Here is a 23807-nt window from a genome sequence, read left to right on the forward strand (position 1 = left end):
CACGCTTGCAGCAGCAGGCACGCCTGTCGCGCCGGACACGCCGGGCACGTTGGCCGCAGCAGGCACCCCTGGCACGTCCGTCGCGCCGGGCACGTTCGGCACGCCGGGCTCACCGGACATGTTCGCTGCAGCAGGCACGCCTGTCGCGACGGACATGCCGGGTACGTCGGCCGCAGCAGGCACCCCTGGCACGTCCGGCACGCCGGGCTCACCGGACACGTCGGCTGCGGCAAGCCCGCCTGTCGCATCGGACACATCCGGCACGTCCGTTGCGCCTGGCACGTCCGGCACGCCAGGCGCATCGGGCACGCCTGTCGCGTCTGGCACGCCCGGTACATCCGTTGCACCGGGCACGTCCGCCGCGCCTGGCACGTTTGGCACGTCGGCCGCGCCTGGCACGTCCGGCACGCCCACCGCGCCCGGCACATCCACCGCGCCCGGCACGCCGTCGGTCACCTGGGTAGCCACGATCATCGCCGATCGCGAGTTCTACGACCGGGTGATCGCTCGCAAAGGTCCCGACGCCGACCAGGTCGGGTTCCCCGCGTTCTACCCGGAGCGCCGAATCACATTGCGCGGCACCGACTTTCTCATCGGTAAACGCAGCGTCTCGCAGGGCGTGGACCCTGATATCGATCTGGGCATCGCCCCGGCCGACGTCGGCGTCTCCCGTTCGCACGCCACGATCCACCTCGAGGGCGACCGGCTCACCGTCACCGACCTCGGCTCCACCAACGGAACCGGCGTCAACGGCAGCGACGAGTTGATCCCCGCGAAGACGGCGGTTCCGCTGCGCGACGGTGACCGCATCCATCTCGGCGGCTGGACGACCATCGTGTTCACCATGGAACGGGCGGATCCCGAACCCGCCTGAGCACCAGCACCTTTGCGTCTGGGACAGTATCGGTCGTTTCGCGGACAGCGGTGTTGGGGTGCGCTTATCGTCGTGAGCATGACCGTGCCGCCGAATCACCGTTTCGATATCGGGCCCGCCCGGTACCCGAAGTTGTTCGGCGCCACCAGTGTTCCGCTCACCATGTCCGACGGGGCGGTCCTCACCGCCGACATCCTGCGGCCGGGCGACGGCGCGGGGCCCGCGCGCGAACCGCTGCCCGCCATCGTCAACTTCACGCCCTACAACAAGATGCTCAACCGGCACGGCATGCGCTGGAACGACCCGCTGCGCGCCCTCGGCCGGTGGATCGGCCCCTCGGACCGGCGGCGTTTCACCGCGCGCGACGTGCTGCACACACCCGCGGGCGGGATCCTGGAGCCGTTCGTGATCAACCGCACCGCGGTGCGCCGCGGCTACGTCGGGTTGATGATCGACGTGCGCGGCACCGGCACGTCCACGGGCAGCTGGGACTTCTTCCAGCCGCGCGAGCAGCAGGACTATCTGGAGGCGCTCGCCTGGGTGCGCGAACAACCTTGGTGCAACGGCGATCTCGCGGTCACCGGCATCTCCTACGGCGCCATCTCGGCGCTGATCACCGCCGGACTGCGGCCCGAAGGGCTGCGCGCCGTCTTCGCCATCGAGGCGGGGGAGGACCCCATCCGCGAACTCGGCCTGACCGGCGGTGTGCCGACACCGGGCATGCTGATCTGGATTCTCGCCGTCACCGGCAGCAAGTGGCTACCGTCGGTGCCCGGACTGCTGCGCGCGGGAATCACCCGGCGGTTCCTGCGAGATCGGCTCGCCGACCCGGCGGGCTGGGTACGGCACGCGATCGAGATCGGCCTCACCGAGCGTCACCCGGACAGCTTCCTGAACCCGATGTGGGCGAGCAAACTCGCGCGCTTCGAGGACATCACCGCGCCCACCTGGATCCACGGCGGCTGGCACGACGTCTACAACCGGTCGAACTTCCGCATGTACGACCGAATCCCGTTGTCCGGCGGCGCGAAACAGGTCCTGGTCGACGACTCCTACCACCTCACCGTCGGCTCGGGGCTGGGCGCGCCGGACAGCCCGCAGGCCATCGACGAACTGCAATGCGCGTGGTTCGACCGGTGGGTCAAGGGCGTCGACAACGGCATCGACGGCTACGGCCCGATCACCGTGCGCAGGCAGGGGGACGGCCGGTGGCGCGGGCACGACGAGTTCCCCGACCCCGCGACCACTCCGCGGCGTTACTACCTGAATCCCGAAAACTCCGGCACCGCACCGCATGCCGGTACCGACGCGGGCTTGTCCGCCGAGCCGAACGAGCTCTCCGCACGACTTCCGCTGCCCACCGGTCGAATCCGCATGGCCTCCAACAACACCGGGGTGATGAGCATGGGGGCGGCCCTGCTGTTCGGACGCCGGTTCGGCACCGACGACCGGCACGCGGAGGCCGGCGCGGCCGCGTTCACCAGCGCACCGTTCACCGAGGACACGGTGCTCTCCGGCCCGATGAACCTGCATCTGAACGTGGAAGTCGAAGGGGCGGACGCGTTCTGGTCGGTGACCGTGTGCGACGTGGAGCCGGACGGCCGCTCGGTGCCGATCACCCGCGGCGCGCTGCTGTCGAGCATGCGGGCGATCGACGAGGCTGGCAGCAAGTACGCCGACGGAAAACTGCTGTTCCCGCTGCACACCCTCACCGCGGCGTCCGCGCTTCCGGTGGTCCCCGGGGTGCCGTTCGGCATCGACCTCGAGATCAACCCGACCGAGGCGGTCCTGCGCGCCGGGCATCGACTGCGAGTCACGGTGAGCCGCAACAGCTTTCCCCGTCACATGATCCCGCCGTGGCTGCGGCGCGCAATCACCGGCCAGGCCGTCGTGCTCGACCCCGAGCGGCCGAGCTACCTCACCGTGCGCACGGGCCGCGCGGACTGATCAGATATTTCGCGTTCCCGCAAGGGTATTCGGTTGTGGCGTTCGGCACCGAACGCCGGGATTGTCCTTTTCTCGCGGCGCACTACGATCTACTACAAACAGTCGTAGACGTGGAGGGGATGTCATGGGCAACCTTCGGGGCAAAGTCGCCCTGGTCACCGGATCGAGTCGGGGGATAGGCCGGGGCATCGCCTGTCGCCTCGCCCGCGACGGCGCGCTGGTCGCGGTGCACTACTCGGCGAACGAGCAGGCAGGCAAGGAGACCGTCCGGCAGATCGAGGCGGCGGGCGCGGACGCGTTCCTCGTGCACGCCGAACTCGGTGCGCCAGAGGGCGTTTCGGCGTTGTTCACCCAGCTCGAAGCGGAGTTGCTCACCCGCACCGGCGCCGCGCACCTGGACATCCTGGTCAACAACGCGGCGCACGCGGGCTTCACCGGCGCGATGCCGGAGGAGGTCACACCGGAGATGTTCGACCGGCACATCGCGGTGAACGCGAAGGCGCCGTTCTATCTGACGCTGCGAGCCCTCGCCTCGATGCCGACCGGCGGCCGCATCATCAACATCTCCTCCGGCATGACGCGGACCTCGCTGCCCTCGCAGATCTGCTACGCGATGAGCAAGGGCGCGATGGAGCAGATCACCCAGCAGTTGGCCCTGCACATCGCACCGCGCGGCATCACCATCAACACCGTCGCCCCCGGCGTCACCAACAACGGCGATCCGGTCTTCGACGATCCGGCCACCGTCGCCGAGATGTCGCAGTGGTCGGCGTTCAACCGGGTGGGCGAGGTCTCCGACATCGCCGATGTCGTCGCCTTCGTCGCCTCCGAGGACGCCCGCTGGATCACCGGCTCCTACATCGACGCCAGCGGCGGTACGCTGCTATGAGCTACCGGTGCGGCGTGCCGAGCACCGCGTGCTCCGGCCACCCGAACACCCCGAAACGCTGCCCGCGCCGGAACATGTCGATGCCGGCGCGGGTGCTGAGAATGGTCTGCTCCGGAATATCGTCGAGGTCGAACCAGCGCAGCTCCGAGCAGCGATCGGGTTCGCGGTTCCACGGCTCGCCCGACCAGGTCTCGGCACGAAAGACGAAGATGATCAGCGCCTGGCCCGGCGGCGACTGGACGTGCATCGACGCGACCATCTCGACGTCCGCGCGATCCACCAGGACGCCGATCTCCTCCTCGGCCTCCCGGAGGACGGCGGTCAACACGTCCTCGCCCTCGTCCAGCCGACCGCCCGGCGCGTTCCACTCGCCGTCTCCGAATCTGGTGTTCCTGCGCCGCGCGAGCAGCACCTGCTCACCGCGGCTCAACAACAGCTGCACACCGACGACACTGCGAAAAACCGTCAACTGGACTCCTGATCGGACGAGCGGTCGTCGAGGAAGATCGATGGCTCGATCGTAGTCGTCGCGGCCGCCTATCCGCCGTACAGTTTGCGCGCGCGCTCCTGAATCTCCTCGAGCGTGAGGTTCTCCGTGCGGGTGCAGAGGATCCAGACATGGCCGAAGGGGTCGACGATGGTTCCGCTGCGGTCGCCGTAGAACAGATCCTTGACGGGGCTGAAGGCGCGCGCGCCGAGCCGCACGGCCTCGGCGTGGACCGCGTCGACGTCGGCGAGGTACAGCCGCAGGCCCACGGACGTTCCCGGCTGCGCGGCGGGCAGCAGCGGATTGCCTTCGGACGGCTCGACCAGAACCAGGGAGGAGTCGCCGATCCTCAACTCCGCGTGGTCTATTCGGCCGCTGGGGGACTCGCCGACGTAGAGTTCGACAGCACCGAAGGCGTCGACGTAGAACCGGATCGCCGAGCGCGCGTCCTCGACGGCGAGGTAGGCGGTGAGGCTGTGCTGGCCGGGCGGGATCGGATCAACCATCGCACCAGAATAGGCGCGCTGCCCCGCAACGGGTTTCGCGCCTCAGGGGATGACCTGGGCGAGACCGAGCATATTGCCCTCGCTGTCGCGGAACCACGCGCCGCGCTCACCGCGCCCCTTGCTCGGGTAGTTGCCCTCGATCTCCATGATCCCGTCGACGGTACCCTCGTACTCCTCGAAGACCACGCCGCGCGCCCGGAGTTCGGCGACGGTGGCCTCGATATCGTCGACGTAGAAACCCATTTGGGTGAACGATCCGTCGGACGCGCCCGCCGAGGCGAACAGGCAGAAGACGCCCGACGCGCCCTCGTAGCGCAGGCCGCCCGCGCGCTCCTCCACCGGCTCGAGGCCGAGTTTCTCGGCGTACCAACGGCGCGCCCGCGCCAGATCGGTGGTCGGGATACGCGCTTCGAATCGAGCATTGGTCAGCATTTCGCCATACTAGGCACCATGATCGCCACGACACCCTCGGTCTACCTCATCACCGGCATTCAGGCGGCCGGGAAGTCGACGGTGGCTCAGGCGCTGGCCGAGCGGTTACCGAGGTCGGCGCACGTGCGCGGGGACGCGTTCCGCCGGTTCGTCGTCGGGGGTCGCGAGGAGATGAGCAGCGAGCCATCGCAGGAGGCGCTGCGCCAGCTCTGCCTGCGGCACCGGCTGGCCGCCAACGCCGCCGACGGGTACGCGGCGGCGGGATTCACCGCGGTGCTGCAGGACACGGTGCTCGGAGAGTTGTTGCAGTACACCATCGATCAGATCGTGACCCGTCCGCTGTACGTCGTCGTGCTCGCGCCGCGGCCGGAGGTCGTCGCCGCGCGCGAGGCCGGGCGGGCCAAGTCGGCCTACGGCACCTTCAGCGTCGCCGAGCTCGACGCGGCGCTGTGGCAGAGCACGCCGCGCATCGGATTGTGGCTCGACACTTCGTATCTCACCGTCCGGCAGACGGTGGAGGAGATACTGGCCCGCGCCGAGCCGTTCGGGCAGTAGCTTCGCGCGGATCCGCCACCGTGGTCAGGGCCTCGGCAGGTGCAGCGGGGTGAGCGGTTCGGTGGCGGGGCCCTCGAGCGGCGTGCCGTCGGGCGCGAAGCGGGAACCGTGCAGCGGGCAGTCCCAGGAGCGTTCGGCGTCGTTCCAGCGGACGATGCCGTAGAGGTGCGGGCACACCGCGGACAGCTCGGTGGTGACGCCGTCGACCGTGCAGGCCGCGGTGGGGCGAACGCCGTGCCGCCGCACGACGCCGCGGCCCTCCTCCGGAATCCGGTCCGCGGAGCGCGCGGCCATGCGCAGCCATCCGGTCGTGAGTCGTTGTGCCACCGCACTGTTCGCGAGCACGGCCGAGGGCAGCGCCTTCAGCTCGTCCGGCCGCCAGCTGGCGAGCGCGCCGGACCACCCCGGCTGCTCGCCGGTGATCTGCCCGGCCAGGGCGAGCGCGGCGGCGACGCCGTTGGTGAGGCCCCACTTCGCGTATCCGGTGCCGACGAGGATGTCGCGCCGCCCGGGCAGCAACGGGCCGACGTAGGGGAGTTCGCCGACCGGCGAGTAGTCCTGCGCCGACCACTCCTGGACGAGTTCGGCGGTGGGAAACCAGGTTTGGGCCCAGCTCACCAGCTCGTCGAGCTTCGCGCGTTCGGACCGGGCACGCCCGACCGGGTGGCCGTTTCCGCCGACGAGCAGCACGTCGCCGTCCGGCGTCGGCGCGTAGCGCAGCGAGCGGGTGGGTTGCCCAGCGCTGAGGTACATCTCGCGCGGGATCGGCTCGCTGAGCCGCAGAGCGGCCAGGCAGGAACGCTGCGCGGTGAGCCGGGCGAAGAACCCGCCGCGGTCGAGTATCGGTGTGCCCGTGGCCAATACGACGGTGCCCGCGCCGAGGTCGCCGTGCTCGGTCTCGATGGTGAGGTCCCCGGCCAACCCGCCGCGTACCCCGCGCACCATGGTCGACTCGTAGATCGGGGCGGCGTGCGACTCGACCTCCGCGGCCAGCGCCGCCAGCACAGCCATCGGATCGACCTGTGCCTGATCGGCCAGCCGCACCGCGCCGTACGCGGGGAAGGGTACGTTCAGCCGCTCGACGAACTCGGTCGGCAACCCCGCCTCCCGTGTCGCGTCGAATTCCGCGCGCACTGCGGCGATCTCGCTCTTCGACTGCGCGTAGGTGAAGGCGGCGGCGTGCTGTATCGGCACGCCGTGCTCCGAGCAGAACCGCAGCAACCATTGCTGCCCTTCGCGATTCGCCGCGACATAGTCGCGCAGCGTGCCCGCCGAGTGGTGCCGCCGAATCCGCTGGGCCCGCGTGCCCTGCAGCAGACTGATCTTCCCGGTGGTGGCGCCCGTGGTCCCCGCCCCGACCCTTCTGCCCTCGACCACCGCCACCTCAACGCCTTTCTCCGCCAACAGAACCGCGGTGACCAGGCCGGTGAGGCCCCCGCCGATCACCACGGTGTCGAAGCGCGATCCCGGCGTCAGTCGCAGGCGGGCCGGGACTTCCGCGTCGTTCAACCACAGGGAGGACATGAATACGGCATATCCGGTGCGGCAGTGAGCAAACCCGTGCGCACCGACGTCACGGCGATCCTGCCGCGCGGGTGCGAGCGGGTGTTCATTCAGGCGAATTCCAGGGCGCGCAGGCAACTGACAATCCGCAGTGTTCCGCTCGGCAGGCTCTTGCCTGCGGACGATCCGCTCGGGACGCTCTCGGCTGCGGACAATCCGCTCGGGACGTGGCCCGCCCCTTCGTATTCCGGCTCCGTCATCATCGTCGTCGCGACCGACGCCCCTTGCTGCCGGGGGAACTCGCCGCCGAGTGCCACTGGGCTTGGTCCACACCGGAATCCCTTGGGGTCAGCTCAACCCGATCTACGACGTGTCGTTCGGGTCATCGAAGAGACCGTGCTCAACGCGCTGTTCGCCGGTGAGCCGACGGTCGCCCCCGGCGGCCATCGCCCACCGGCGCTGCGCTGCCATGCCGCAGGTACCGCGCCTGCTCACCGGCGCCGCACTGCCCATGCCGCAGGTACCGCGCCTACTCCCCATGAGCTGACACTGCTCACCAAGAGTTGACGCTGCCCTGCATCAACTCCGCCTCGGTCGCCTCGTGCACGGCGAGCCAGCGCGAGAGCTCCTCGAACGACTCCCTGCGCTCGGGCCCCGCCGTGGACTGTAGGTCGTCGAGCAGCTCGCGCATCCGATTGTGTTGCAGAACAAGGAGTTCCACGACGTTCCGCTGGTGCCGTGTGGTCATGACTTCGCCTCGTTCGCGTGCGCGGTGCGGTTACTTCGGGACCAGGATGCCGGTCAGGTCGGCCTTGTTGATCGGAGTGTCCGGGTTCGCCTGCGCCGCGCACATCAGCTTGATCGACGCGATGGCCGCGTCCACCGTCCGGTCCTGCGTGGCGGGCGCGTCGCCGTTGCGCTCCTGCTCGAGGAACTTGGTGACGGTGATCCGCTGCTTGCTCTCGTCCTGCGCCGTGAACTCGTTGCACGGCGTGTTGCCGCCCTTGTTGACCAGCTTTTCCGGCTCGTCACCGCAGCCGCCGAGGAAGAACGCCGCGGCGATCACGAACACGAAGAACTTGGCGGTCTTGAACATGTTCATCCTCCGAATCCCACGAGTGCGCTGGCGAGATCGGACGTGTCGAGGGCCTCGAGGGCCTGCTGGCGCACGTCCGGGCAGTTCTCCTTGGTGATCTTGTCGACCACGCCGCGGTCCTTCAGCACGGTGTCGTTGAGCCCGCCGTTGCGGGCCGCCCAGTTGTGCACGGTGCCGTTGAAGGCCACGCGACCGAGGGCCGCGCCTTCGGTGCGCCACTTGTCGAGATCCGGGCGCATCATGTCGCACAGCTGCTTCGCCGCCGCCCCGGAGATCTGCGCGTCGGGGTTGGGCACCTGCGCCGTCGTCGACGGCATGGACAGCATGACCGAGGTGTTGTGCCCGGTGGCCGGGGCCGCCGGATCCTTGTCGTCGCTCGAGCACGCGGCCACCAGCGGGGCGGCCGCGAGCGCGCCGACGATCAGCAGTGCGCGCAGCGCGGGTCGAGAGTTCATCAGTGACCCGCCTGATCGGTGAGGCCCAAGCCCTCGCGCTTCTTCAGCCGACGATGCTCGGCGATGATCACGAGGACGCCGACGACGATGCACGCCACGGTCGCGATCGCCCCGATGATCGCCCAGCCGTTGAAGCCGTAGCCCGCGGCGGTGAGCGTCAGGCCGAGGCCGACCAGGCCGAGGGCCACCAGAATGATGCCCGGCCAGTTGCGGGCGTCCTCGATCGATTCCCCGACGTGCGCGCGCGAGGTTCGGGTGTAGTCCGGAAAATTGTCGTCGGGGCGTCCATGGTGCTCGGCACCGCTGTGTCCCGTGGTCGATTCGTTCGGTCCGGGAAGCATGGGGAATCCTTTCTGGTCTACCACCGAAAAGGGGGCTTTCGACCGCATACCCGGCCGACGGGGGATCAATCGGTGGCGCGCAGCACCTGCTCGGTGGCGGAGACGATCGCGGTGTCCGGGATCGCGTCGAGGCCGTGCCGCCCGCACGGTCTGCTCTGATCGCCGAGCACGATGGTCGGCACGCCGTAGGGCGCCCAGCGCCGGGCCGGCACGACCGGTGCGAACAGCGAGACCACGGGTGTCGCGACGGCCGCGGCCAGCGGGGCGGCGCCGGTGTTCGGGGCGACCACGGCGTCGGCCTCGCGCAGCACGGCGGCGAAGCCGGCCAGGTCGGTGGCCCCGCCGAGGTCGCGGGCGTGCCCGTCGGCGACGGTGTCGGTGAGCGCCCGTTCGGCCGCGCTCCCGGTCACCACCACGCGGTGGCCCGCGTCGGCGAGTGCGGCGGCCACCTGCCTGCTGCGCTCGGCCGACATCCGCCTGGCCGGTTCGGCCGCGCCGGGGTGCAGCACGACATAGCCTGGGCCACCGGTCAATTCGGTGACCTCGGGCAGATCCTCGCGGACTCGGAGCCGGTGCCCGACGGGCGGATAGCCCGCCGCGACGGCCAGCGACAAGGCCCGAATCTGCTCCGGCATCTCGTCGTGCACGCGGTGGCGGACGTCGAGCAGCGAGCCGGCCTCGTCGGTGGTGATGGCGCCGATCCGCGGCACGCCCGCCATCCGCAGCAGCAGCGCGAGCGGCAGGGGGGACTGGTGCGCCGAGGTGCTGATGAGCGCCTCGTCCGGCGCTAGCATCCGCACGCACTCGATCAGCGCGCGCACGGCCGCGCTGGTCAGCGGCGGCGGGTCGCCGTCGAGCCAGGCGGCCTGGAACTCCAGCACGCGGTCGACGCCGGGCAGCAGCGCGGCGGCCGAGCTGCCGCGCGGGCCCGCGAGAAAGGTGACCGTGTCGGCGATCCGGGCGACGGCGCGTACGGCGGGGCCGGCCAGCAGGACGTCTCCCGCGCTGTCGAGCCGCGCCACCAGGACATGCCCGGTCATAGGGCGGGCAACGTTTCAGTTGTCGGAGCATCCATAGGGCTCGGGTGCCCGTGCCGGGAAATCCGAAACGCCCGCTCTCCATCAATGGCGGCTCGTGTCGATCAGGCGGCGGCAGGCTGCAATTCGTAGACGCGGTAGGCCGCGCGGATCACCGGCCCGGCGACATTGCGCACCGGCACTCCGCCCGGCGTCTTGCCGTGCTCGCTGCCCGCGTGGGCGTGGCCGTGCAGCGCGAGATCGGCGCCGTACTCGTCGATCGCCTCGCCGAGCAGGTACGAGCCGAGGAAGGGGTAGAGCTCGGCCGGCTCGCCGAGCAGGGTCTCGGTGACGGGGGAGTAGTGGGTGAGCGCGATCGTGAAGTCGGCGCTCAGCTCGGCCAGCGCCGAACCGAGTGATTCCGCGAGATCCACTGTGTGCCCGGCGAACTCGCGCATCAGTCGCTCGCCGAAAATCCCGGCGCAGCGACCGGCGAAGCCGCCGCCGAAGCCCTTCGTTCCCGCGACGCCGAGGGAACCGTCGTCGAGCTCGAGGGTGACCCCGGTGCCCTCGAGGACGGTGATGCCGTGGTCGCGCAGCAGCTTCGCGATCGCGTCCTCGTTGTCGCCGTGATAGTCGTGGTTGCCGAGCACCGCGATCACGGGCACGCCTAGGTCGGCGAACTCGGCCGCGACCACCCTGGCCTCGTCCATGCTGCCGTGCTCGGTCAGGTCGCCCGCCAGCAGCAGCGCGTCGGCCCGCTCGGGTAGGTCGCGCAGTTCGGGCCGGAGGAGGCCGGAGGACTCGGTGCCGAGGTGGACATCACCGATCGCCGCGATCCGCATGGGGCTCAACTCTCTTCGGTCTTCGATGGGACTGGGTGCCGACGTCCGGGCGCGTACTGCGGTGGTACCCCCGCGCTCACCCGGTTAATCGCCGCCGCAGCGGGTACTCGTTCACCTGCGGAAGAGCCCGCGGGGTCGGTGATGAGAAGGGCGAGTGTGATGGTCGAGGATGGACCCGTCCGGGCGATCGAGACAGCGGGGGGTCATCGTGTCCGGCAATGACGCCGCCTGGAACCAGGACGTGCGTGGCGAGACCGAAACCGAACGGCTGGACCGCAATTGGAGCAACCTGGTCCAAGAGTTGCGCGTAGTGCAGACCGGGGTGCAGTTCCTCATCTCGGCACTGTTGATCGTGCCGTTCCAGGCGACCTTCGGAACCCTGTCGCACCCCCTACGGGTGCTCTACCTGGTAACTCTCCTCGCCGCCATGGGCGCGACGGTATTCCTGGTAGCCCCCGTCTCCTGGCACCGAATCCTCTTCCGGCGCCACCGCCTAGGCAACGTGGTCGCCGCCGCCCACCGATGCGCAATGGCCGGCGTAACCCTGCTCGGCATCGCCCTCATCGGCGCCACCGTCCTGGTAGTGAGCATGGTGACCGGAACCGCCGGCGGAGTAGCCGCCGGCGCCACCATCGGCATCTTGTTCCTACTGGCCTGGCTCTTCGCCCCCCTCCTCTGGCGCCGATCCAGCGAGCCCGCCGACGGGGCACGGTGAGGGCCAGCCGCGTCACCACTCCTTGACAGCCGTCGTGTCGAGAGGAACATCCGCGTGGCGGCGGTGGTCCCTCCGGGAGGACTATCGGCGTCGCGGCGATAGGCGCTCCGGGACGGACACCCGCTTGACGGTGGCCGTCGCACCGAGACGGACATCCGTGCGCTGGCGGTCATCGCATTGAACAGCCATCCGCGTGGCACCGGTCCTCGCGCTCAACGGTTTTCGCGCTGCGGCGGCCACCCCGCTGCGGGGACATTCGGCGCTGAGACAACCACCGCGCCGCCGGGATCATCGCGCGGCGGTCATCGCGCTGAGGCACTCACCGCACCGAGCCGGTTATCAAGCGGTCATTGCGCGGAGTCGATCACCGCTGTGCGACCGGTCGCGTTGCGGCGGTTAGCGCGCGGCCGCAGCCGCTGGCACGCAGGTGGTCACCGCGCGGGCGGTTATTGTGCGAAGGCCATCACCGCCCGGGAACGGTCACTGGACTGAGACGACCTCGCCGGCGTGGGCGGGGGAGGCTCGGTGGTAGGCGGTGAGGGTTTCGAGGGCTATGTGGTCCCAGGCGTAGCGGCTCGCTGCGCGTTGGTAGCCTGCTGCGCCCCAGGTGTCGCGGAGGGTGGGGTCGTCGAGTAGTTGGCGGACGGCGCGTGCGATGGTGAGGGGGTCGGGGGGTGCGACGAGTCTGCCGGTGACGCCGTCTACAACGGTGTCGAGGAGGCCGCCGACGGCGGTGGCTACCACCGGCTTTCGGCAGGCCATCGCCTCGAGGGGGACCATGCCGAACGGCTCGTACCAGGGCGTGGTCAGCACCACGTCGGCCGACCGATACCAGCGTGGCAGCTCGGCGCGGCGCACATGGCCGAGCATCCGAAGCCGGTCCTGCACACCGTAATCCATCGCCAGCCTGCGCAGCCGGCGCCCTTCGCTGTCGTCCTCTATGTCGTCGCCGACCGGCCCGCCCGCGATCAGCAGTTCGGTGTCCGGCAGTTCTTGCAGCGCCTTGATCGCGATGTCGAAACCCTTGCGCGGCACCAGTCTTCCGACCGAGAGCACCCGGTGCGTCCGGCTCCGCTGCCCGCGGTCGGCGATCGGGCCCTCAGGAGTGAAGGCGGACAGGTCGATTCCGCTCGGCACGGTCGAGATGCGGAATCGCGGAACCCCCATCCTGGTCAGCTCCCGCACCTCGTCCGAGGAGGTCGCCACGATATGCGCCGCGCGCCCGGCGATCAGCCGCTCGAAGCGGATGCGCGAGCGCGGGCTGGTATCGGCGAGTCCTTGATGGCGGCGGCGCACGGTGCCCAGCGCGTGGAAGGTGACCACCACCGGAATGCCGTGCGCGCGTGCGGCCAACTCCCCCGCGAGGCCCGACATCCAGAAGTGCGCGTGCACGATGTCCGGCGTGTCCAGCCCCCACTGGCGTTGCAGGAAAGTGCCGAAATCGCCTAGGTAGGGCAGACTTTGGTCGCGCGGCAGCGGCTCGGCCGGGCCTGCGGTCACGTGCACCACGCGATAACCCGCATCGGTGTGCACCTCCGACGGCAGCGCCGAACCGTCGCGGCGGGTATAGACGGTGACGTCGTGCCCGCGCCGCGCGTAGGCCGCGGCCAACTCGGCGACGTGGATATGCTGGCCGGTGACGGTGGTTCCGCCGAGCCCGACGAGCGGGCTCGCATGCTCGGAAACCATGGCGATCTTCACGATGTGCTCCGTTCTCACCACGGGTGATGGCACGCGGCGGGGCTGCGCGATGCCCGCGACCGGGCCTCGCGTGACATGTGTCGAATTCGGCTATGCCCCAGATATGCCCGTGTGGGCGGGAACGAAACCATCGAGCCCGCTTGGCAATACGGAGTCCGCCCGGCGATGTGGACGCCGGTCCGCTCGCTCGGGGTCCGATCAGATCATCGACACGATGATGCCCACCGCGACCGCGGTGAAGAGCACCACCAGCAGGACCGTGACGATCACCGCCACCACACCCGTGCCGGGGAAGTGGTGGCTGGTCGACGGCTCGGGCGCGGACAGGCCCGAGGTCTGCCCGCTCTCCGGCGGCGTGGAGCCCGGCGGGACGCCGCCGCCCGGCTCGAGGTCTGGGGTTGTGTACGGGTCGGGATCCATCTTTCCGGCGTACCCGGTCTCCCCGCAGGTAATCGAACTCGGGTTTGCCCGCTCGAAACGGGGGCAGATCGACATGCCGTTTCCGCGTGGCCGCTGAACAGCGCCCAGAAGCGGTGGTCCGGAGGTATTTGTGACATAGGCGACGGACCATGCGACACTGGAGAAGGTTGAGACTACAGCCGACCCCGGTTCCACGTAGGGCGCACCACACCCGCCGAATCCGGATGATGGGGATCGTAGCGACAGCCTTTTCGCGATCTTGCGACGGATGTTCGCTCCCTTGTATATTCTCATCGACCGAACTTGTCGCGTAGAACTGGATTTTCCCCCCTTATACGGGAGGTATAGTTATGTCCGCTAGTTCCGCCCTGCATGAGTACGCCGGCGGCGTACACCGGAACGGCTCGGGGCCCCGCAATAGCCATGCCTGGGCTCAGCGCGTAGATCGCCGAAACGAATGCGTGGTGGTCCGCGTCGAAGGCGAATTGGATGCGGCCGCGAGTCCGGAATTCTTCGCCGCGGTAGAACGGGCGGTCCGCTCGAACTGTCACGCCGTGGTGATCGATCTGCGGGCGGCGCGATTCCTCAGTCTCCGGGCCGCGGGCGCGCTCGGCTCGGTGAAACAACGGGCCGCGTGCGACGGCACCGATGTTCGTATCGTCGCCGGTCGACAGGCGATCGAACGTTCGCTGGAGATATCCGGGGTTCGACCGATGTTCAGTCACTATCCGTCGATGCGAGCCGCGCTCGACGGTTGAGGAGCCGCCGATTCACCGGCGGCACGGATTTCGGCGTGGCGCGCACAGATCTGGTCGCGTGGCGTGCGCGCGCGACGGATACTTGCGCTGTGACTGAAATGGGGCCGGTCCAGCCCGAGGATTCTCGCGCGCTGGACCGGGTGATCGGATTGGGGACACCGCAGAGTGTCGGTAGTTTTCGTTTCTGGTTCGCCGATCAACGCTGGGAATGGTCGGACGAGGTGGCCACGATGCACGGCTATACGCCGGGCACCGTGTCGCCGACCACCGAACTGCTGTTGACGCACAAGCACCCCGACGATCGCGCGCAAGTGGCCAACGCGCTGGCCAAATCCATCGAGCACGGTGAGCCGTTCTCCAGCAGGCACCGCATCATCGACACAGCGGGCGAGCTGCACCACGTCATCGTCGTCGCCGACGACCTCTTCGACAAAGAAGGCAGGGTCGTGGGGACCGCGGGCTACTACATCGACGTGACCGACACCCTCGAGCACCACCGCCAGGAGGCGCTAGACGACGCGCTGCCCGAGCTGTGGGCCTCCCGCGCGGTGATCGAACAGGCCAAAGGCGCGGTGATGCTGGTGTACGGCGTCAGCTCCGATCAGGCGTTCCGCGTGCTCAGCTGGCGCTCGCAGGAGACCAACATCAAGTTGCGCACCCTCGCCTCGCGGCTCGTCGATGATCTCGGCTCCCTCACCGGATCGACCGTCGGCCTGCGCACGCGCTTCGATCACCTGCTGCTCACCGCGCACGAACGGATCGACGCGGACTGATCTCGCGCCGACGTTTCGGGTGCATCGCGGCGGGTACGACGGTAGCGAGATGAGGAGTGCCGCGACTTCAGAGTTATTGCCTGTCGTGGTGCTGGGCAGCGGGTGGCCCGGAAGAGCTCGGGCCGACGGTCACCGACGTCCCCGGGTTTGGCTGCGAGAGCAAGGTGGTGATGGGCATGGGGGAATGGACTTCCCGATCCTCAACGGAAACAACAACAATCGGCGTCCGAATCCCCGCACAGCTGGAGCAGCTGACGATGCTGCGCGCGCTCGCGGAGACCGTCGCGCTCATCGCGGACTTCGCCCTCGACGAGGTGACCGACATCCGGCTCGCGCTCGACGAGGTCGCCACCTCGTTGATTCTGGACGCGGTACCCGGCAGTAGCCTCGAGTGCGAATTCACTTATGACACAAGGCAAATGTTCGTCCATGTCGCATCGGTGGCCACCTCGGAGTCGGTGGCGGGGCAGGCCGGGTTCGGCTGGCACATCGTACGCACACTGACCCAGTCGATCTCGGCCACACAGGGGCCGTTCGACGGCGGCCTATCCGGATACCCCACGGTCGTCGACTTCAGTTGGGTACGAGGGGCCTCGGATGGCGGGTGAATCGAGGTCTCGCGGTGACAGCTACGACAATATCGAGCCGCTGTTCGAGAAGATCGCGGCCCTGCCCGACGACGATCCGCGCCGGGAGGCGATGCGCGAGGAGCTGATCGGGCGGTGCCTGCCGCTCGCCGAGCACATCGCGCGCAAATTCGCCGGGCGCGGCGAGAACTTCGATGATCTGCTGCAGGTCGCCCGGCTCGGGCTGGTGCAGGCCACCGACCGGTTCGACGTCACCCGCGGTTCGTCGTTTCTGGCGTTCGCGGTGCCGACCATCATGGGCGAGGTGCGCAGGCACTTCCGGGACAACACGTGGTCGGTACGAGTTCCGCGGCGTACCAAGGAGATTCAGCTCAGCATCGGCGCGACGGTGGAGGCGCTGTCGCAGCGACTCGGCCGCATCCCGCGCGCCCGGGAGATCGCCGAGGAACTGGACGTCGACCTCGTCGAGGTGACCCAGGCGCTCATCGCCGGCAACGCCTACCAGTCCTCGTCCATCGACGCGGTCGCCGGCGACGACATCGAGAACGCGCCGCTGCCGCTACTGGAAAGCCTTGGCGCGGAGGAACCCTCCTACCATCTGGTCGAGGACTACCTCGCCGTCCGCCCGCTGATCGAGGAGCTGCCGGAGCGTGAGCGTCAGGTGCTGATCATGCGATTCTTCGAGTCCAAGACCCAGACTCAGATCGCGGACGTACTCGGGGTGTCACAGATGCACGTGTCGCGGATACTGTCCCGCACGCTGAACATGTTGCGGGAGCAGGCTTTACGGGATTGAAGATCGGGCTGCCCAGCGTGACGCTGAATCGTCGGCGTCACGCTGGACACTCCGGCGTCGCGCTGAGTCTCGCTGCGTCAGGTCGAGCCGAACTGTGTCAGCCTGAGTCGCACTGCGTCAACGCCAGCCGCATTGCGTTATGTCCAGCCGCTCTGTGCCAGGCCCAGTCGCTTTGTTACGTCGAGCCGCACTGTGTCACGCCGAAACAGCCTGCATCGCAGTAAAATCTAGCGTTTTCACTGCGGGCAGCGTTGCGTCGCAGCGACTCGTGGACTCAGAGCGGCGCTGGTGGTACCGGCTCCGTCGGCGGGAACGGGCCGCCAGGCTCCGGCACCGGAGGTAACGGGCTGGGGTCGCCGGGAGCCGGTGGGGCGGGCGCGGGGTCGGGGCCGGGGACCGGCGGCACCGGGTTGGGCGGAGCGGGTGAGGGGTCGGGGCCGGGGACCGGTGGGATCGGGCCGGGGTTCGGGTTCGGCCTCGGGGGCACCGGGTTGGGTGTCGGGGGGATGGGGGTTGGATCGGGAGAGATCGGATTGGTCATCTGTATGCCTCCTCCGGCGGGAGTTACCCATCCCGGAAGGGCCGAATCGGACCGCGATCACGGCGGGTGACCCGGCTCACAGACGTACTGCTGGTCAGCGCTTTTCGCGGCATTTCCCCGGTTTCGGTGGTCGGGTGACCTACATCCGGTTTGCGCGAAGTTCACGTCGGGTACGTGATAAGGAACCCGGACATACGATGCCGATGGCTCAGGAGCTCGTTTGATGAACGAACACCGACTAGGCACCCGGAATCCGTACGCCGGATCGGGGAGCGCGAGGTCGCCGAAGTACTCGCAGGAGATCCAGTCGCAAGAGCGGACGGATCGCCTGCGCGTCGGGAATATCGAGCGCACGCGCGTGACGCGTAACCACGACATCATCCGGCAATGGGCCGAGCGTCGCGGCGCGCGCCCCGCGACCATGCCGGGCAGCGAGGACGACGGGCAAATTCGCGTGCTGCGCTTCGATTTTCCGGGATACGGGGGAGCGGTGCTTCGCCCGGTGGACTGGGACGAATGGTTCGCCACCTTCGACGCGCGGCATATGCATTTTCGCTACCAGGATCGGCGCGCGGACGGCACGCCGAGCAATTTCAATCGGCTGGAACGGCCGACGCGTGAGGACCGCTGATTGCCGGTATTCGGGCGTTGACAGGCTCGTGATGGAGCGGCGCGCATAGCCGGCGAACAGTTGTGTCGGCCATCGCGTAATCGATGTGTCGCCTTTCCCGTCATCGAGGTAGATGATTCGCGGCTACCCGACACGGCATCGCGGCGGTCGGAGTGAGTCCTGTCACGGCCGGTACCGTTGTTCGTCTCGATCATGTGGGTCACAAGACTCGAGCACTGTCCGTATAGATCGTGGACACCGGCACGCTGAGGGAGACTCCCAGGCAGTACGCCAAACATCCTCTCCGCGAGACGATTTCGTGTCATGAATCGGTCGCCCCTCCACCTCGTGCATGGCGGCTGTCCGTCCATGTCTCGAGCACCTGTTGCCGTGGGCATCACCCCCGCCGCTACTGAGCGTCCGTCCAACCGACGTTTACCGAACGGTTTGTTCGGGTACTTGCAAGGTCGGCAAGGTGGGTCAACAGCGGAATGTCGCGTCGGTATGGGGATGCGAATTTCCGTGTACCGGCGGGCACGTCTGCGTGTCTGCGAAGGATTGAGTATTTGAGCGCGAACCTGATGATCGTTGAGGATGACGACCGGGTCCGAGGGGCGCTGCGGCTCGCCATGGAGGACGAGGGCTACGCCGTCGAGGAGGCGGAGGAAGCCGAGGACGCGCTCACCCATCTGCGCAGCAACGGTGTGCCCGATGTGATGATCGTCGACCTGATGCTCGGCGGCATGGACGGCTTCGACTGCATCCGGGAGATCCGTCGCGAGCACGACGTCCCGATCATCGTGGTCAGCGCCCGCGACGACACCCACGACGTGGTCGCCGCGCTGGAGGCCGGCGCCGACGACTTCGTCACCAAGCCGTTCGAGATCAAGGAGATCACCGCCCGCATGCGCGCCGTGCGCCGCCGGGCCAGGCCCGCGGTCGAGCGCGACACACCGCAGGAGGTGGTGCTCGACGCCGACCCGGACGCGCCGCTGCTGCTCGCGCAGGACAGTGGCGTCGTGCGCCGCGGCGACGAGGAGATCCGGCTGACGCTCACCGAGTTCCGGCTGCTGTGTGAGCTGGCCGAGACGCCTGGCCGGGTGCTCAGCCGCGGTGTGTTGCTCGAACGCGTCTGGGACCAAGGGTTTTTCGGCGACGAGCGGATCGTCGACGTGCACATGCGCAGGCTGCGCACCAAGATCGAGCGTGACCCGTCCGATCCGCGGATCGTGGTGACCGTGCGCGGGCTCGGCTACCGCCTCGATGTGCAGCGCTGAGCGCTGGCTCGATCCGAAACGCTGGAGTCTGCGCGGCCGGGTGACGGCCATGTTCGCGGCCATCGCCGCGCTCATGTCGCTGGTGCTCGTCGTGTCGGTGTTCACCATCAGCCGCAGCTATCTGGAGCACGCGCAGACGGGCGGCACCGACCTGGAATCGAACCTGAACCTGCTGCGTAACGCGCTGATCGGCTGCGCCGCGGTGGTGACGCTGATCGGCGCGGCCGTCGGCTGGTGGGCGAGCAGGCGGGTGCTGACGCCGCTGCATCAGCTGGCGGGCACGGCGGCCCGGATCGCCTCCGGCGACCTCGACCTGCGCCTGTCCGCCACCGGCGACCAGGATCTGGCCATCACGGTGGAGTCGTTCAACAGCATGGTCGACTCGCTGCAGCGCCGCATCGAGCGTGAGCATCGGCTGTTCGGCGACGTCAGCCACGAACTGCGCACGCCGCTGACCACCCTTATGGCCAGCGTCGACGTGCTCAATCGGCACCGCGCGGACCTGCCGGAGCGCTCCCAGCGCGCGCTCGGCCTGGTGACCGCCGAGGTCGACCATTTGCGGCGCCTGCTCGACGACCTGCTCGCCTTGGCGCGGGTCGAGGCGGGCATGCACCGCGGCGACATGGAGCCGATCTCCGTGCGCGATCTGCTGCGGCACACGCTGGCCGAGCGGCGCTACCCGCCGGACCTGCTGACCATCGACGAGGACGTGGTGGTGCGCGGCCGCAAGCTCGAGCTCGAGCGCGCGGTGGGCAACCTGCTGCGCAACGCCGATCTGCACGGCGGCGGCGTGGTCGCGGTCACGGCGGACCGGCGGGGCGCGGACGCGGTGATCGTCGTGGACGACGAGGGGCCCGGCGTGCCGCCGCCGGATCGGGTGCGCATCTTCGAGCGTTTCGCCACGGCGCGCAGCGGCCGGCGCTCGGCGACCGGAACGGGCATCGGACTCGCGCTGGTCGCGGAGACCGTCGCCAAGCACGGCGGTCAGGTCGAGTGCACCGACCGGCCGGGCGGGGGCGCCCGTTTCGTCGTCGCACTACCCGGCCTCGACGCAATCGAGTCGTAACACAACCGTAATGAAGTCGACCAGGCCACCTCAAAGTTGGTTCGTAAGCCTGGATAAGTACTACGAACCCGACCAGGGAGTTGTATGTCATTGCCAACGGTGAACACCGCCGAGATCGAACGATCCCGTGTCGAACAGGCCGTCGCCGCGCTCGGCACCACGACCGGCCGCAAAGAGACCGGACCCGCCGTGGTGCTGCGCGCGCCACGCGTCGGCGACGGCGCCCAGCTGTGGCGCATCGCCAAGGACTCGGCCGTGCTCGACACCAACTCGAGCTACGCCTACGTGCTGTGGTGTCGCGACTTCGCGGCCACCTCGGTCGTGGCCGAGGTACGCGGACGCGTCGTCGGCTTCGTCATCGGCTACATCCGGCCGCAGGCGCCGGACACGGTGTTCGTCTGGCAGATCGCCGTCGACCGCGTGCAGCAGGGCAAGGGCACCGGCGCGCAGTTGCTGCACGCGCTGCTGGACAACGTTGGCGCGCAAGGCGTTTCGAAGCTGGAGACCACGATCTCGCCGGACAACGCCGCCTCGATCGCCCTGTTCGGCTCGGTGGCCAGGCGCCGCGCGGCCCGAATCACCAAGCACCCCTTGTTCGACGCGGGCGTCTTCCCGGACAGCCACGCGCCCGAGGACCTCTATCTCATCGCACCGACCGCTCGCACAACGCAGGAGGACCACCGATGATCACCGCCGATACGAGCATTTTCGAGAGTCTGGAGTCGAATGTCCGCGGCTACTGCCGCAATTGGCCGACCGTGTTCACCAAAGCCAAAGGCAGCTGGTTACGCGACGAGAACGGCAGCGACTTCCTCGACTTCTTCGCCGGCGCGGGCGCGCTGAACTACGGCCACAACAACGACGTGCTCAAGCAGCCGCTGCTGGACTACATCGCCGGCGACGGCATCACGCACGGGCTCGATATGTCCACCTCGGCCAAGCGCGACCTGCTGACCACACTGCGCGACACCGTCTTCGCGCCCCGCGGCCTGGACTACAAGGTCCAGTTCCCCGGGCCGACCGGAGCCAACGCCGTCGAGGCCGCGCTCAAGCTCGCCCGCAAGATCACCGGCCGCGAGACGGTCGTCAGCTTCACCAACGCCTTCCACGGCATGACGCTCGGCGCGCTGTCGGTCACCGGCAACGCGGCCAAGCGCGCCGGCGCCGGTGTGCCGCTGGTGCACGCGGCGCACATGCCCTACGACGGCTACTTCGACGGCACCACCGCCGACTTCCAGTGGATGGAGAAGGTTTTGGACGACACGTCGTCCGGCTTCGACCGTCCCGCCGCGGTGATCGTGGAGACCGTGCAGGGCGAGGGCGGCGTGAATGTCGCTCGAGCGGAATGGCTTCGGCACCTCGCCGGGCTCTGCCAGGCGCGCGAGATCCTGCTCATCGTCGACGACGTGCAGATGGGCTGCGGCCGCACCGGCCCGTTCTTCTCCTTCGAGCTCGCGGGCATCACCCCGGACATCGTGACACTGTCGAAGTCGATCGGCGGCTACGGACTGCCGATGGCGCTGGTGCTGTTCAAGTCCGAGCTCGATCAGTGGGCGCCGGGCGAGCACAACGGCACCTTCCGCGGGAACAACCCGGCGTTCGTCACGGCGGGAGTCGCGTTGCGGCACTACTGGTCCGACGGTTCGCTGCAGGCCTCGACGCTGGCCAAGGGCGAGAAGGTCGGGCGGATCCTGGGCGAGCTGGCCGACAACGTGCCCGGCCTGACCACCCGCGGCCGCGGCCTGGTGCACGGTCTGGTGTTCGACGATGCCTCGCAGGCGAGCAAGGTCTGCCAGGTCGCCTTCGAGCGCGGCCTGCTGGTGGAGACCTCCGGCTCCACCGACGAGGTGGTGAAGTTGTTGCCGCCGTTGACCATTACCGATCAGGAACTCGACCACGGCCTCGGCATTCTCACCGGCGCCGTCGACACCGTGTGCAGCGGGATGGGAGCCATCGCATGATCGTGCGCAGCACCGAGGAGATCACCGGGACCGAACGCGATGTGGCGGGCGAGGGTTGGCGCAGCAAGCGCATCATCCTCGGCGGCGACGGCGTGGGTTTCTCCTTCCACGAGACCACCATCGACGCGGGCACCACGCACGAGTTCCACTACCGCTACCACGTGGAGGCGGTGTGGCTGATCGAGGGCACCGGCACCCTCACCGACCTCGACAACGACGTCACCTACGTGCTCGAGCCCGGTTCGATGTACCTGCTCGACGAGCACGAACGGCACCGCCTCGAGGCGCGCACCAAGATGCGGATGATGTGCGTGTTCAACCCGCCGGTCACCGGGCAGGAGGTTCACGACAGTAGCGGCGCGTACCCGTTGGTCGCCGCGACGATCGGGGGTTAGGCAGCAATGGTTTTGCAGCACACCGAGACTCGGCCCACAACCGGACTGGTCGATCGCTACCCGACCCGGATCGGTTCTCCCGGAACACCTTTCGACCGTCGCGATCCGACGGTGTGGGGCCGGGTCGAGGATCCGGCGCTCGCCGATTTCGACGCCAACGGCTTCGCCAGCGTCGACGATCTGCTCACCCCCACCGAGGTCGCCGACTTCAGCGCCGAGATCGGCCGTCTCGCAGGCGATCCCGCGCTGCGCGACGACGAGCGGGTGATCGTGGAGAAGGCGTCGAACCGGGTGCGGTCGGTCTTCGAGGTGCACCGGCTCAGCGCGGCGATCGCCGACCTCACGCGCGAGTCCCGGGTCGCCGGGCTGGCCAGGCAGATCCTCGGCTCCGAGGTCTACCTCCATCAGAGCCGGGTGAACTACATGCCCGGGTTCCGCGGCACCGGCTTCTACTGGCACTCGGACTTCGAGACCTGGCACGCCGAGGACGGCATGCCCGCGCCGCGGACGGTGAGCCTGTCCATCGCGTTGACCGACAACTACCCGATCAACGGGAGCCTGATGGTGATGCCGGGCTCGCACCGGACGTTCGTGCCGTGTCTCGGCAGCACCCCCGCCGAGCACTATCGGGAGTCGTTGCAGGAGCAGGAGATCGGCGTGCCGACCCAGGACGACATCACCACCCTGGCGAACACCTACGGCATCAGCCAGTTCACCGGCCGGGCCGGGTCGGCGCTGCTGTTCGACTCCAACCTCATGCACGGCTCGTCGAACAACATCACCCCCTTCCCGCGCTCGAACATCTTCCTGGTGTTCAACAGCGTGGAGAACACCCTGGTCGAGCCCTTCGCGGCGCCCGCGCCGCGGCCGGGTTATATCGGCAGCCGCGACTTCACGCCGCTGTCCGCCTGATTCGCGCAACCACCGGCGGACAGGCCGCGAGCCCGAGGCGTCCTCCCGTCCTACCGCAGGACGGGAGGACGCCTTCGTTCGTAACTCGCCGGAGCTCGACGCCGAACGCTTGCCGCGCGGGCCGCGCCGATCGGCGGTACGATCCTCTCGGCCATCCGCTGTGGACCTCTCGCACACCCTGATCGAGGCTTCGCACGGCCCCATTCGGCCCCTCGACACCCCGGCCTTCGCCAAAAGTTCTGCCGTCGCGCGCAATATTCTGGACAACCCGGCCGCGTTGGCGGTTCGCCACAAGATCACTGACGGTCCCGGCAGGCCTCAATGGGCTCTCTTGCCGAGCGGGTCGCCG

Annotated in this window: 28 protein-coding genes and 1 pseudogene; 16 read left to right on the top strand and 13 right to left on the bottom strand. The window is 68.7% G+C overall.

Annotated elements, in window-relative coordinates:
* Positions 1 to 474, bottom strand: a pseudogene (locus ON39_RS49660) (hypothetical protein); the annotation flags it as partial.
* Positions 475 to 499: 25 nt separating this feature from the next.
* On the opposite strand from ON39_RS49660, the gene ON39_RS48195 reads away from it, so the two are divergent.
* The 3 genes from ON39_RS48195 to ON39_RS16990 all read left to right on the top strand — a co-directional run bounded on the left by ON39_RS48195 (position 500) and on the right by ON39_RS16990 (position 3710).
* Positions 500 to 874, top strand: coding sequence for an FHA domain-containing protein (locus ON39_RS48195; RefSeq protein WP_040735222.1), 375 nt, complete (start codon positions 500 to 502; stop codon positions 872 to 874).
* A gap of 78 nt (positions 875 to 952) precedes the next feature.
* A complete protein-coding gene (locus tag ON39_RS16985) occupies positions 953 to 2821 on the top strand; it encodes a CocE/NonD family hydrolase (protein WP_051186733.1) in 1869 nt (622 codons plus the stop codon).
* A 124-nt stretch (positions 2822 to 2945) separates the two neighbouring features.
* Positions 2946 to 3710 (top strand): SDR family oxidoreductase, encoded by a 765-nt coding sequence (locus tag ON39_RS16990; protein WP_040735223.1) that lies wholly within the window; start codon positions 2946 to 2948, stop codon positions 3708 to 3710.
* Between the two features lies 1 nt (position 3711).
* Here ON39_RS16990 and ON39_RS16995 read toward each other — a convergent pair whose 3' ends face one another.
* The 3 genes from ON39_RS16995 to ON39_RS17005 all read right to left on the bottom strand — a co-directional run bounded on the left by ON39_RS16995 (position 3712) and on the right by ON39_RS17005 (position 5135).
* Positions 3712 to 4179: an NUDIX hydrolase gene (locus ON39_RS16995; RefSeq protein ID WP_040735225.1), complete on the bottom strand. Its 468-nt coding sequence runs from the start codon at positions 4177 to 4179 to the stop codon at positions 3712 to 3714.
* A gap of 68 nt (positions 4180 to 4247) precedes the next feature.
* Positions 4248 to 4703, bottom strand: a complete 456-nt coding sequence (locus tag ON39_RS17000) for a VOC family protein (protein WP_040735227.1) — start codon at positions 4701 to 4703, stop codon at positions 4248 to 4250.
* Between the two features lie 42 nt (positions 4704 to 4745).
* Positions 4746 to 5135, bottom strand: coding sequence for a VOC family protein (locus ON39_RS17005; RefSeq protein ID WP_040735229.1), 390 nt, complete (start codon positions 5133 to 5135; stop codon positions 4746 to 4748).
* Positions 5136 to 5153: 18 nt separating this feature from the next.
* Here ON39_RS17005 and ON39_RS17010 point away from each other — a divergent pair, with 18 nt between their 5' ends.
* Positions 5154 to 5690: an AAA family ATPase gene (locus tag ON39_RS17010; protein WP_040735230.1), complete on the top strand. Its 537-nt coding sequence runs from the start codon at positions 5154 to 5156 to the stop codon at positions 5688 to 5690.
* 24 nt (positions 5691 to 5714) lie between these two features.
* Here the strand turns inward: ON39_RS17010 and ON39_RS17015 are convergent, their stop codons facing one another.
* From ON39_RS17015 to ON39_RS17050, 7 genes are all read right to left on the bottom strand, one after another.
* On the bottom strand, positions 5715 to 7214 hold the full coding sequence (locus ON39_RS17015) for an FAD-dependent oxidoreductase (protein ID WP_040735231.1): 1500 nt from the start codon (positions 7212 to 7214) through the stop codon (positions 5715 to 5717).
* A 532-nt stretch (positions 7215 to 7746) separates the two neighbouring features.
* Positions 7747 to 7941, bottom strand: a complete 195-nt coding sequence (locus ON39_RS17025; protein ID WP_040735234.1) for a hypothetical protein — start codon at positions 7939 to 7941, stop codon at positions 7747 to 7749.
* A 30-nt stretch (positions 7942 to 7971) separates the two neighbouring features.
* Positions 7972 to 8289 carry a hypothetical protein gene (locus ON39_RS17030; protein ID WP_246003173.1) on the bottom strand — a complete coding sequence of 106 codons (318 nt, stop codon included), beginning with the start codon at positions 8287 to 8289 and terminating at the stop codon, positions 7972 to 7974.
* 2 nt (positions 8290 to 8291) lie between these two features.
* The gene (locus ON39_RS17035) at positions 8292 to 8744 is read right to left on the bottom strand and encodes a hypothetical protein (RefSeq protein WP_040735236.1); all 453 of its coding nucleotides are present in this window, start codon (positions 8742 to 8744) and stop codon (positions 8292 to 8294) included.
* Complete coding sequence (locus ON39_RS17040) at positions 8744 to 9085, bottom strand: hypothetical protein (protein ID WP_040735237.1); 342 nt, start codon at positions 9083 to 9085, stop codon at positions 8744 to 8746. Before ON39_RS17040 ends, ON39_RS17035 begins: the two co-directional genes overlap by 1 nt.
* A 65-nt stretch (positions 9086 to 9150) precedes the next feature.
* Positions 9151 to 10125: a glycosyltransferase family 9 protein gene (locus tag ON39_RS17045; RefSeq protein WP_040735239.1), complete on the bottom strand. Its 975-nt coding sequence runs from the start codon at positions 10123 to 10125 to the stop codon at positions 9151 to 9153.
* Positions 10126 to 10226: 101 nt separating this feature from the next.
* Complete coding sequence (locus ON39_RS17050) at positions 10227 to 10946, bottom strand: metallophosphoesterase family protein (protein ID WP_040735240.1); 720 nt, start codon at positions 10944 to 10946, stop codon at positions 10227 to 10229.
* 169 nt (positions 10947 to 11115) lie between these two features.
* On the opposite strand from ON39_RS17050, the gene ON39_RS17055 reads away from it, so the two are divergent.
* Positions 11116 to 11661, top strand: a complete 546-nt coding sequence (locus tag ON39_RS17055) for a DUF6328 family protein (protein ID WP_051186734.1) — start codon at positions 11116 to 11118, stop codon at positions 11659 to 11661.
* 480 nt (positions 11662 to 12141) lie between these two features.
* Here ON39_RS17055 and ON39_RS17060 read toward each other — a convergent pair whose 3' ends face one another.
* The gene (locus tag ON39_RS17060; protein ID WP_040735262.1) at positions 12142 to 13362 is read right to left on the bottom strand and encodes a glycosyltransferase; all 1221 of its coding nucleotides are present in this window, start codon (positions 13360 to 13362) and stop codon (positions 12142 to 12144) included.
* 198 nt (positions 13363 to 13560) lie between these two features.
* Positions 13561 to 13782, bottom strand: coding sequence for a DUF6480 family protein (locus ON39_RS17065; RefSeq protein ID WP_083894507.1), 222 nt, complete (start codon positions 13780 to 13782; stop codon positions 13561 to 13563).
* A gap of 350 nt (positions 13783 to 14132) precedes the next feature.
* Here ON39_RS17065 and ON39_RS17070 point away from each other — a divergent pair, with 350 nt between their 5' ends.
* From ON39_RS17070 to thpD, 11 genes are all read left to right on the top strand, one after another.
* Entirely contained in the window at positions 14133 to 14540 is a 408-nt protein-coding gene (locus ON39_RS17070; protein WP_040735242.1) for an STAS domain-containing protein, read from the top strand.
* A 98-nt stretch (positions 14541 to 14638) separates the two neighbouring features.
* Positions 14639 to 15313: a PAS and ANTAR domain-containing protein gene (locus ON39_RS17075; RefSeq protein WP_040735243.1), complete on the top strand. Its 675-nt coding sequence runs from the start codon at positions 14639 to 14641 to the stop codon at positions 15311 to 15313.
* A gap of 176 nt (positions 15314 to 15489) precedes the next feature.
* Positions 15490 to 15921 carry an ATP-binding protein gene (locus tag ON39_RS17080; protein WP_040735264.1) on the top strand — a complete coding sequence of 144 codons (432 nt, stop codon included), beginning with the start codon at positions 15490 to 15492 and terminating at the stop codon, positions 15919 to 15921.
* The gene (locus ON39_RS17085; protein WP_040735245.1) at positions 15911 to 16696 is read left to right on the top strand and encodes an RNA polymerase sigma factor SigF; all 786 of its coding nucleotides are present in this window, start codon (positions 15911 to 15913) and stop codon (positions 16694 to 16696) included. The genes ON39_RS17080 and ON39_RS17085 overlap by 11 nt, the downstream gene beginning before the upstream one ends.
* Positions 16697 to 17460: 764 nt before the next feature.
* Positions 17461 to 17868, top strand: coding sequence for a hypothetical protein (locus tag ON39_RS17090; RefSeq protein WP_051186735.1), 408 nt, complete (start codon positions 17461 to 17463; stop codon positions 17866 to 17868).
* A gap of 545 nt (positions 17869 to 18413) precedes the next feature.
* Entirely contained in the window at positions 18414 to 19124 is a 711-nt protein-coding gene (locus ON39_RS17095) for a response regulator transcription factor (protein ID WP_040735246.1), read from the top strand.
* The gene (locus tag ON39_RS17100) at positions 19111 to 20190 is read left to right on the top strand and encodes a sensor histidine kinase (protein ID WP_051186736.1); all 1080 of its coding nucleotides are present in this window, start codon (positions 19111 to 19113) and stop codon (positions 20188 to 20190) included. The genes ON39_RS17095 and ON39_RS17100 overlap by 14 nt, the downstream gene beginning before the upstream one ends.
* 84 nt (positions 20191 to 20274) lie before the next feature.
* Positions 20275 to 20877, top strand: coding sequence for a diaminobutyrate acetyltransferase (gene ectA, locus ON39_RS17105; RefSeq protein WP_083894510.1), 603 nt, complete (start codon positions 20275 to 20277; stop codon positions 20875 to 20877).
* A complete protein-coding gene (gene ectB, locus ON39_RS17110; protein WP_040735247.1) occupies positions 20874 to 22151 on the top strand; it encodes a diaminobutyrate--2-oxoglutarate transaminase in 1278 nt (425 codons plus the stop codon). The genes ectA and ectB overlap by 4 nt, the downstream gene beginning before the upstream one ends.
* A complete protein-coding gene (locus ON39_RS17115) occupies positions 22148 to 22546 on the top strand; it encodes an ectoine synthase (protein ID WP_040735249.1) in 399 nt (132 codons plus the stop codon). The genes ectB and ON39_RS17115 overlap by 4 nt, the downstream gene beginning before the upstream one ends.
* Before the next feature lie 6 nt (positions 22547 to 22552).
* The gene (gene thpD, locus ON39_RS17120; protein ID WP_040735250.1) at positions 22553 to 23458 is read left to right on the top strand and encodes an ectoine hydroxylase; all 906 of its coding nucleotides are present in this window, start codon (positions 22553 to 22555) and stop codon (positions 23456 to 23458) included.
* The last annotated feature ends 349 nt before the right edge of the window (positions 23459 to 23807 follow it).

Origin of the sequence: Nocardia tenerifensis NBRC 101015 (assembly GCF_000308715.1) — a bacterium.
Classification (GTDB): Bacteria; Actinomycetota; Actinomycetes; order Mycobacteriales; family Mycobacteriaceae; genus Nocardia; species Nocardia tenerifensis.

Coding starts and splice junctions, on each gene's coding strand:
- ON39_RS17050 (WP_040735240.1), bottom strand. CDS start 10,946: ATGCGGATCGCGGCGATCGGTGATGTCCACCTCGGCACCGAGTCCTCC.
- ON39_RS17085 (WP_040735245.1), top strand. CDS start 15,911: ATGGCGGGTGAATCGAGGTCTCGCGGTGACAGCTACGACAATATCGAG.
- ON39_RS17000 (WP_040735227.1), bottom strand. CDS start 4,703: ATGGTTGATCCGATCCCGCCCGGCCAGCACAGCCTCACCGCCTACCTC.
- ON39_RS17025 (WP_040735234.1), bottom strand. CDS start 7,941: ATGACCACACGGCACCAGCGGAACGTCGTGGAACTCCTTGTTCTGCAA.
- ON39_RS17005 (WP_040735229.1), bottom strand. CDS start 5,135: ATGCTGACCAATGCTCGATTCGAAGCGCGTATCCCGACCACCGATCTG.
- ON39_RS17080 (WP_040735264.1), top strand. CDS start 15,490: ATGGGGGAATGGACTTCCCGATCCTCAACGGAAACAACAACAATCGGC.
- ON39_RS16985 (WP_051186733.1), top strand. CDS start 953: ATGACCGTGCCGCCGAATCACCGTTTCGATATCGGGCCCGCCCGGTAC.
- ON39_RS17065 (WP_083894507.1), bottom strand. CDS start 13,782: ATGGATCCCGACCCGTACACAACCCCAGACCTCGAGCCGGGCGGCGGC.
- ON39_RS17070 (WP_040735242.1), top strand. CDS start 14,133: ATGTCCGCTAGTTCCGCCCTGCATGAGTACGCCGGCGGCGTACACCGG.
- thpD (WP_040735250.1), top strand. CDS start 22,553: ATGGTTTTGCAGCACACCGAGACTCGGCCCACAACCGGACTGGTCGAT.
- ON39_RS17090 (WP_051186735.1), top strand. CDS start 17,461: ATGAACGAACACCGACTAGGCACCCGGAATCCGTACGCCGGATCGGGG.
- ON39_RS17030 (WP_246003173.1), bottom strand. CDS start 8,289: ATGTTCAAGACCGCCAAGTTCTTCGTGTTCGTGATCGCCGCGGCGTTC.
- ON39_RS17010 (WP_040735230.1), top strand. CDS start 5,154: ATGATCGCCACGACACCCTCGGTCTACCTCATCACCGGCATTCAGGCG.
- ON39_RS17115 (WP_040735249.1), top strand. CDS start 22,148: ATGATCGTGCGCAGCACCGAGGAGATCACCGGGACCGAACGCGATGTG.
- ON39_RS17045 (WP_040735239.1), bottom strand. CDS start 10,125: ATGACCGGGCATGTCCTGGTGGCGCGGCTCGACAGCGCGGGAGACGTC.
- ON39_RS17075 (WP_040735243.1), top strand. CDS start 14,639: ATGGGGCCGGTCCAGCCCGAGGATTCTCGCGCGCTGGACCGGGTGATC.
- ectB (WP_040735247.1), top strand. CDS start 20,874: ATGATCACCGCCGATACGAGCATTTTCGAGAGTCTGGAGTCGAATGTC.
- ectA (WP_083894510.1), top strand. CDS start 20,275: ATGTCATTGCCAACGGTGAACACCGCCGAGATCGAACGATCCCGTGTC.
- ON39_RS17040 (WP_040735237.1), bottom strand. CDS start 9,085: ATGCTTCCCGGACCGAACGAATCGACCACGGGACACAGCGGTGCCGAG.
- ON39_RS17035 (WP_040735236.1), bottom strand. CDS start 8,744: ATGAACTCTCGACCCGCGCTGCGCGCACTGCTGATCGTCGGCGCGCTC.
- ON39_RS17055 (WP_051186734.1), top strand. CDS start 11,116: ATGGACCCGTCCGGGCGATCGAGACAGCGGGGGGTCATCGTGTCCGGC.
- ON39_RS16990 (WP_040735223.1), top strand. CDS start 2,946: ATGGGCAACCTTCGGGGCAAAGTCGCCCTGGTCACCGGATCGAGTCGG.
- ON39_RS17100 (WP_051186736.1), top strand. CDS start 19,111: ATGTGCAGCGCTGAGCGCTGGCTCGATCCGAAACGCTGGAGTCTGCGC.
- ON39_RS17015 (WP_040735231.1), bottom strand. CDS start 7,214: ATGTCCTCCCTGTGGTTGAACGACGCGGAAGTCCCGGCCCGCCTGCGA.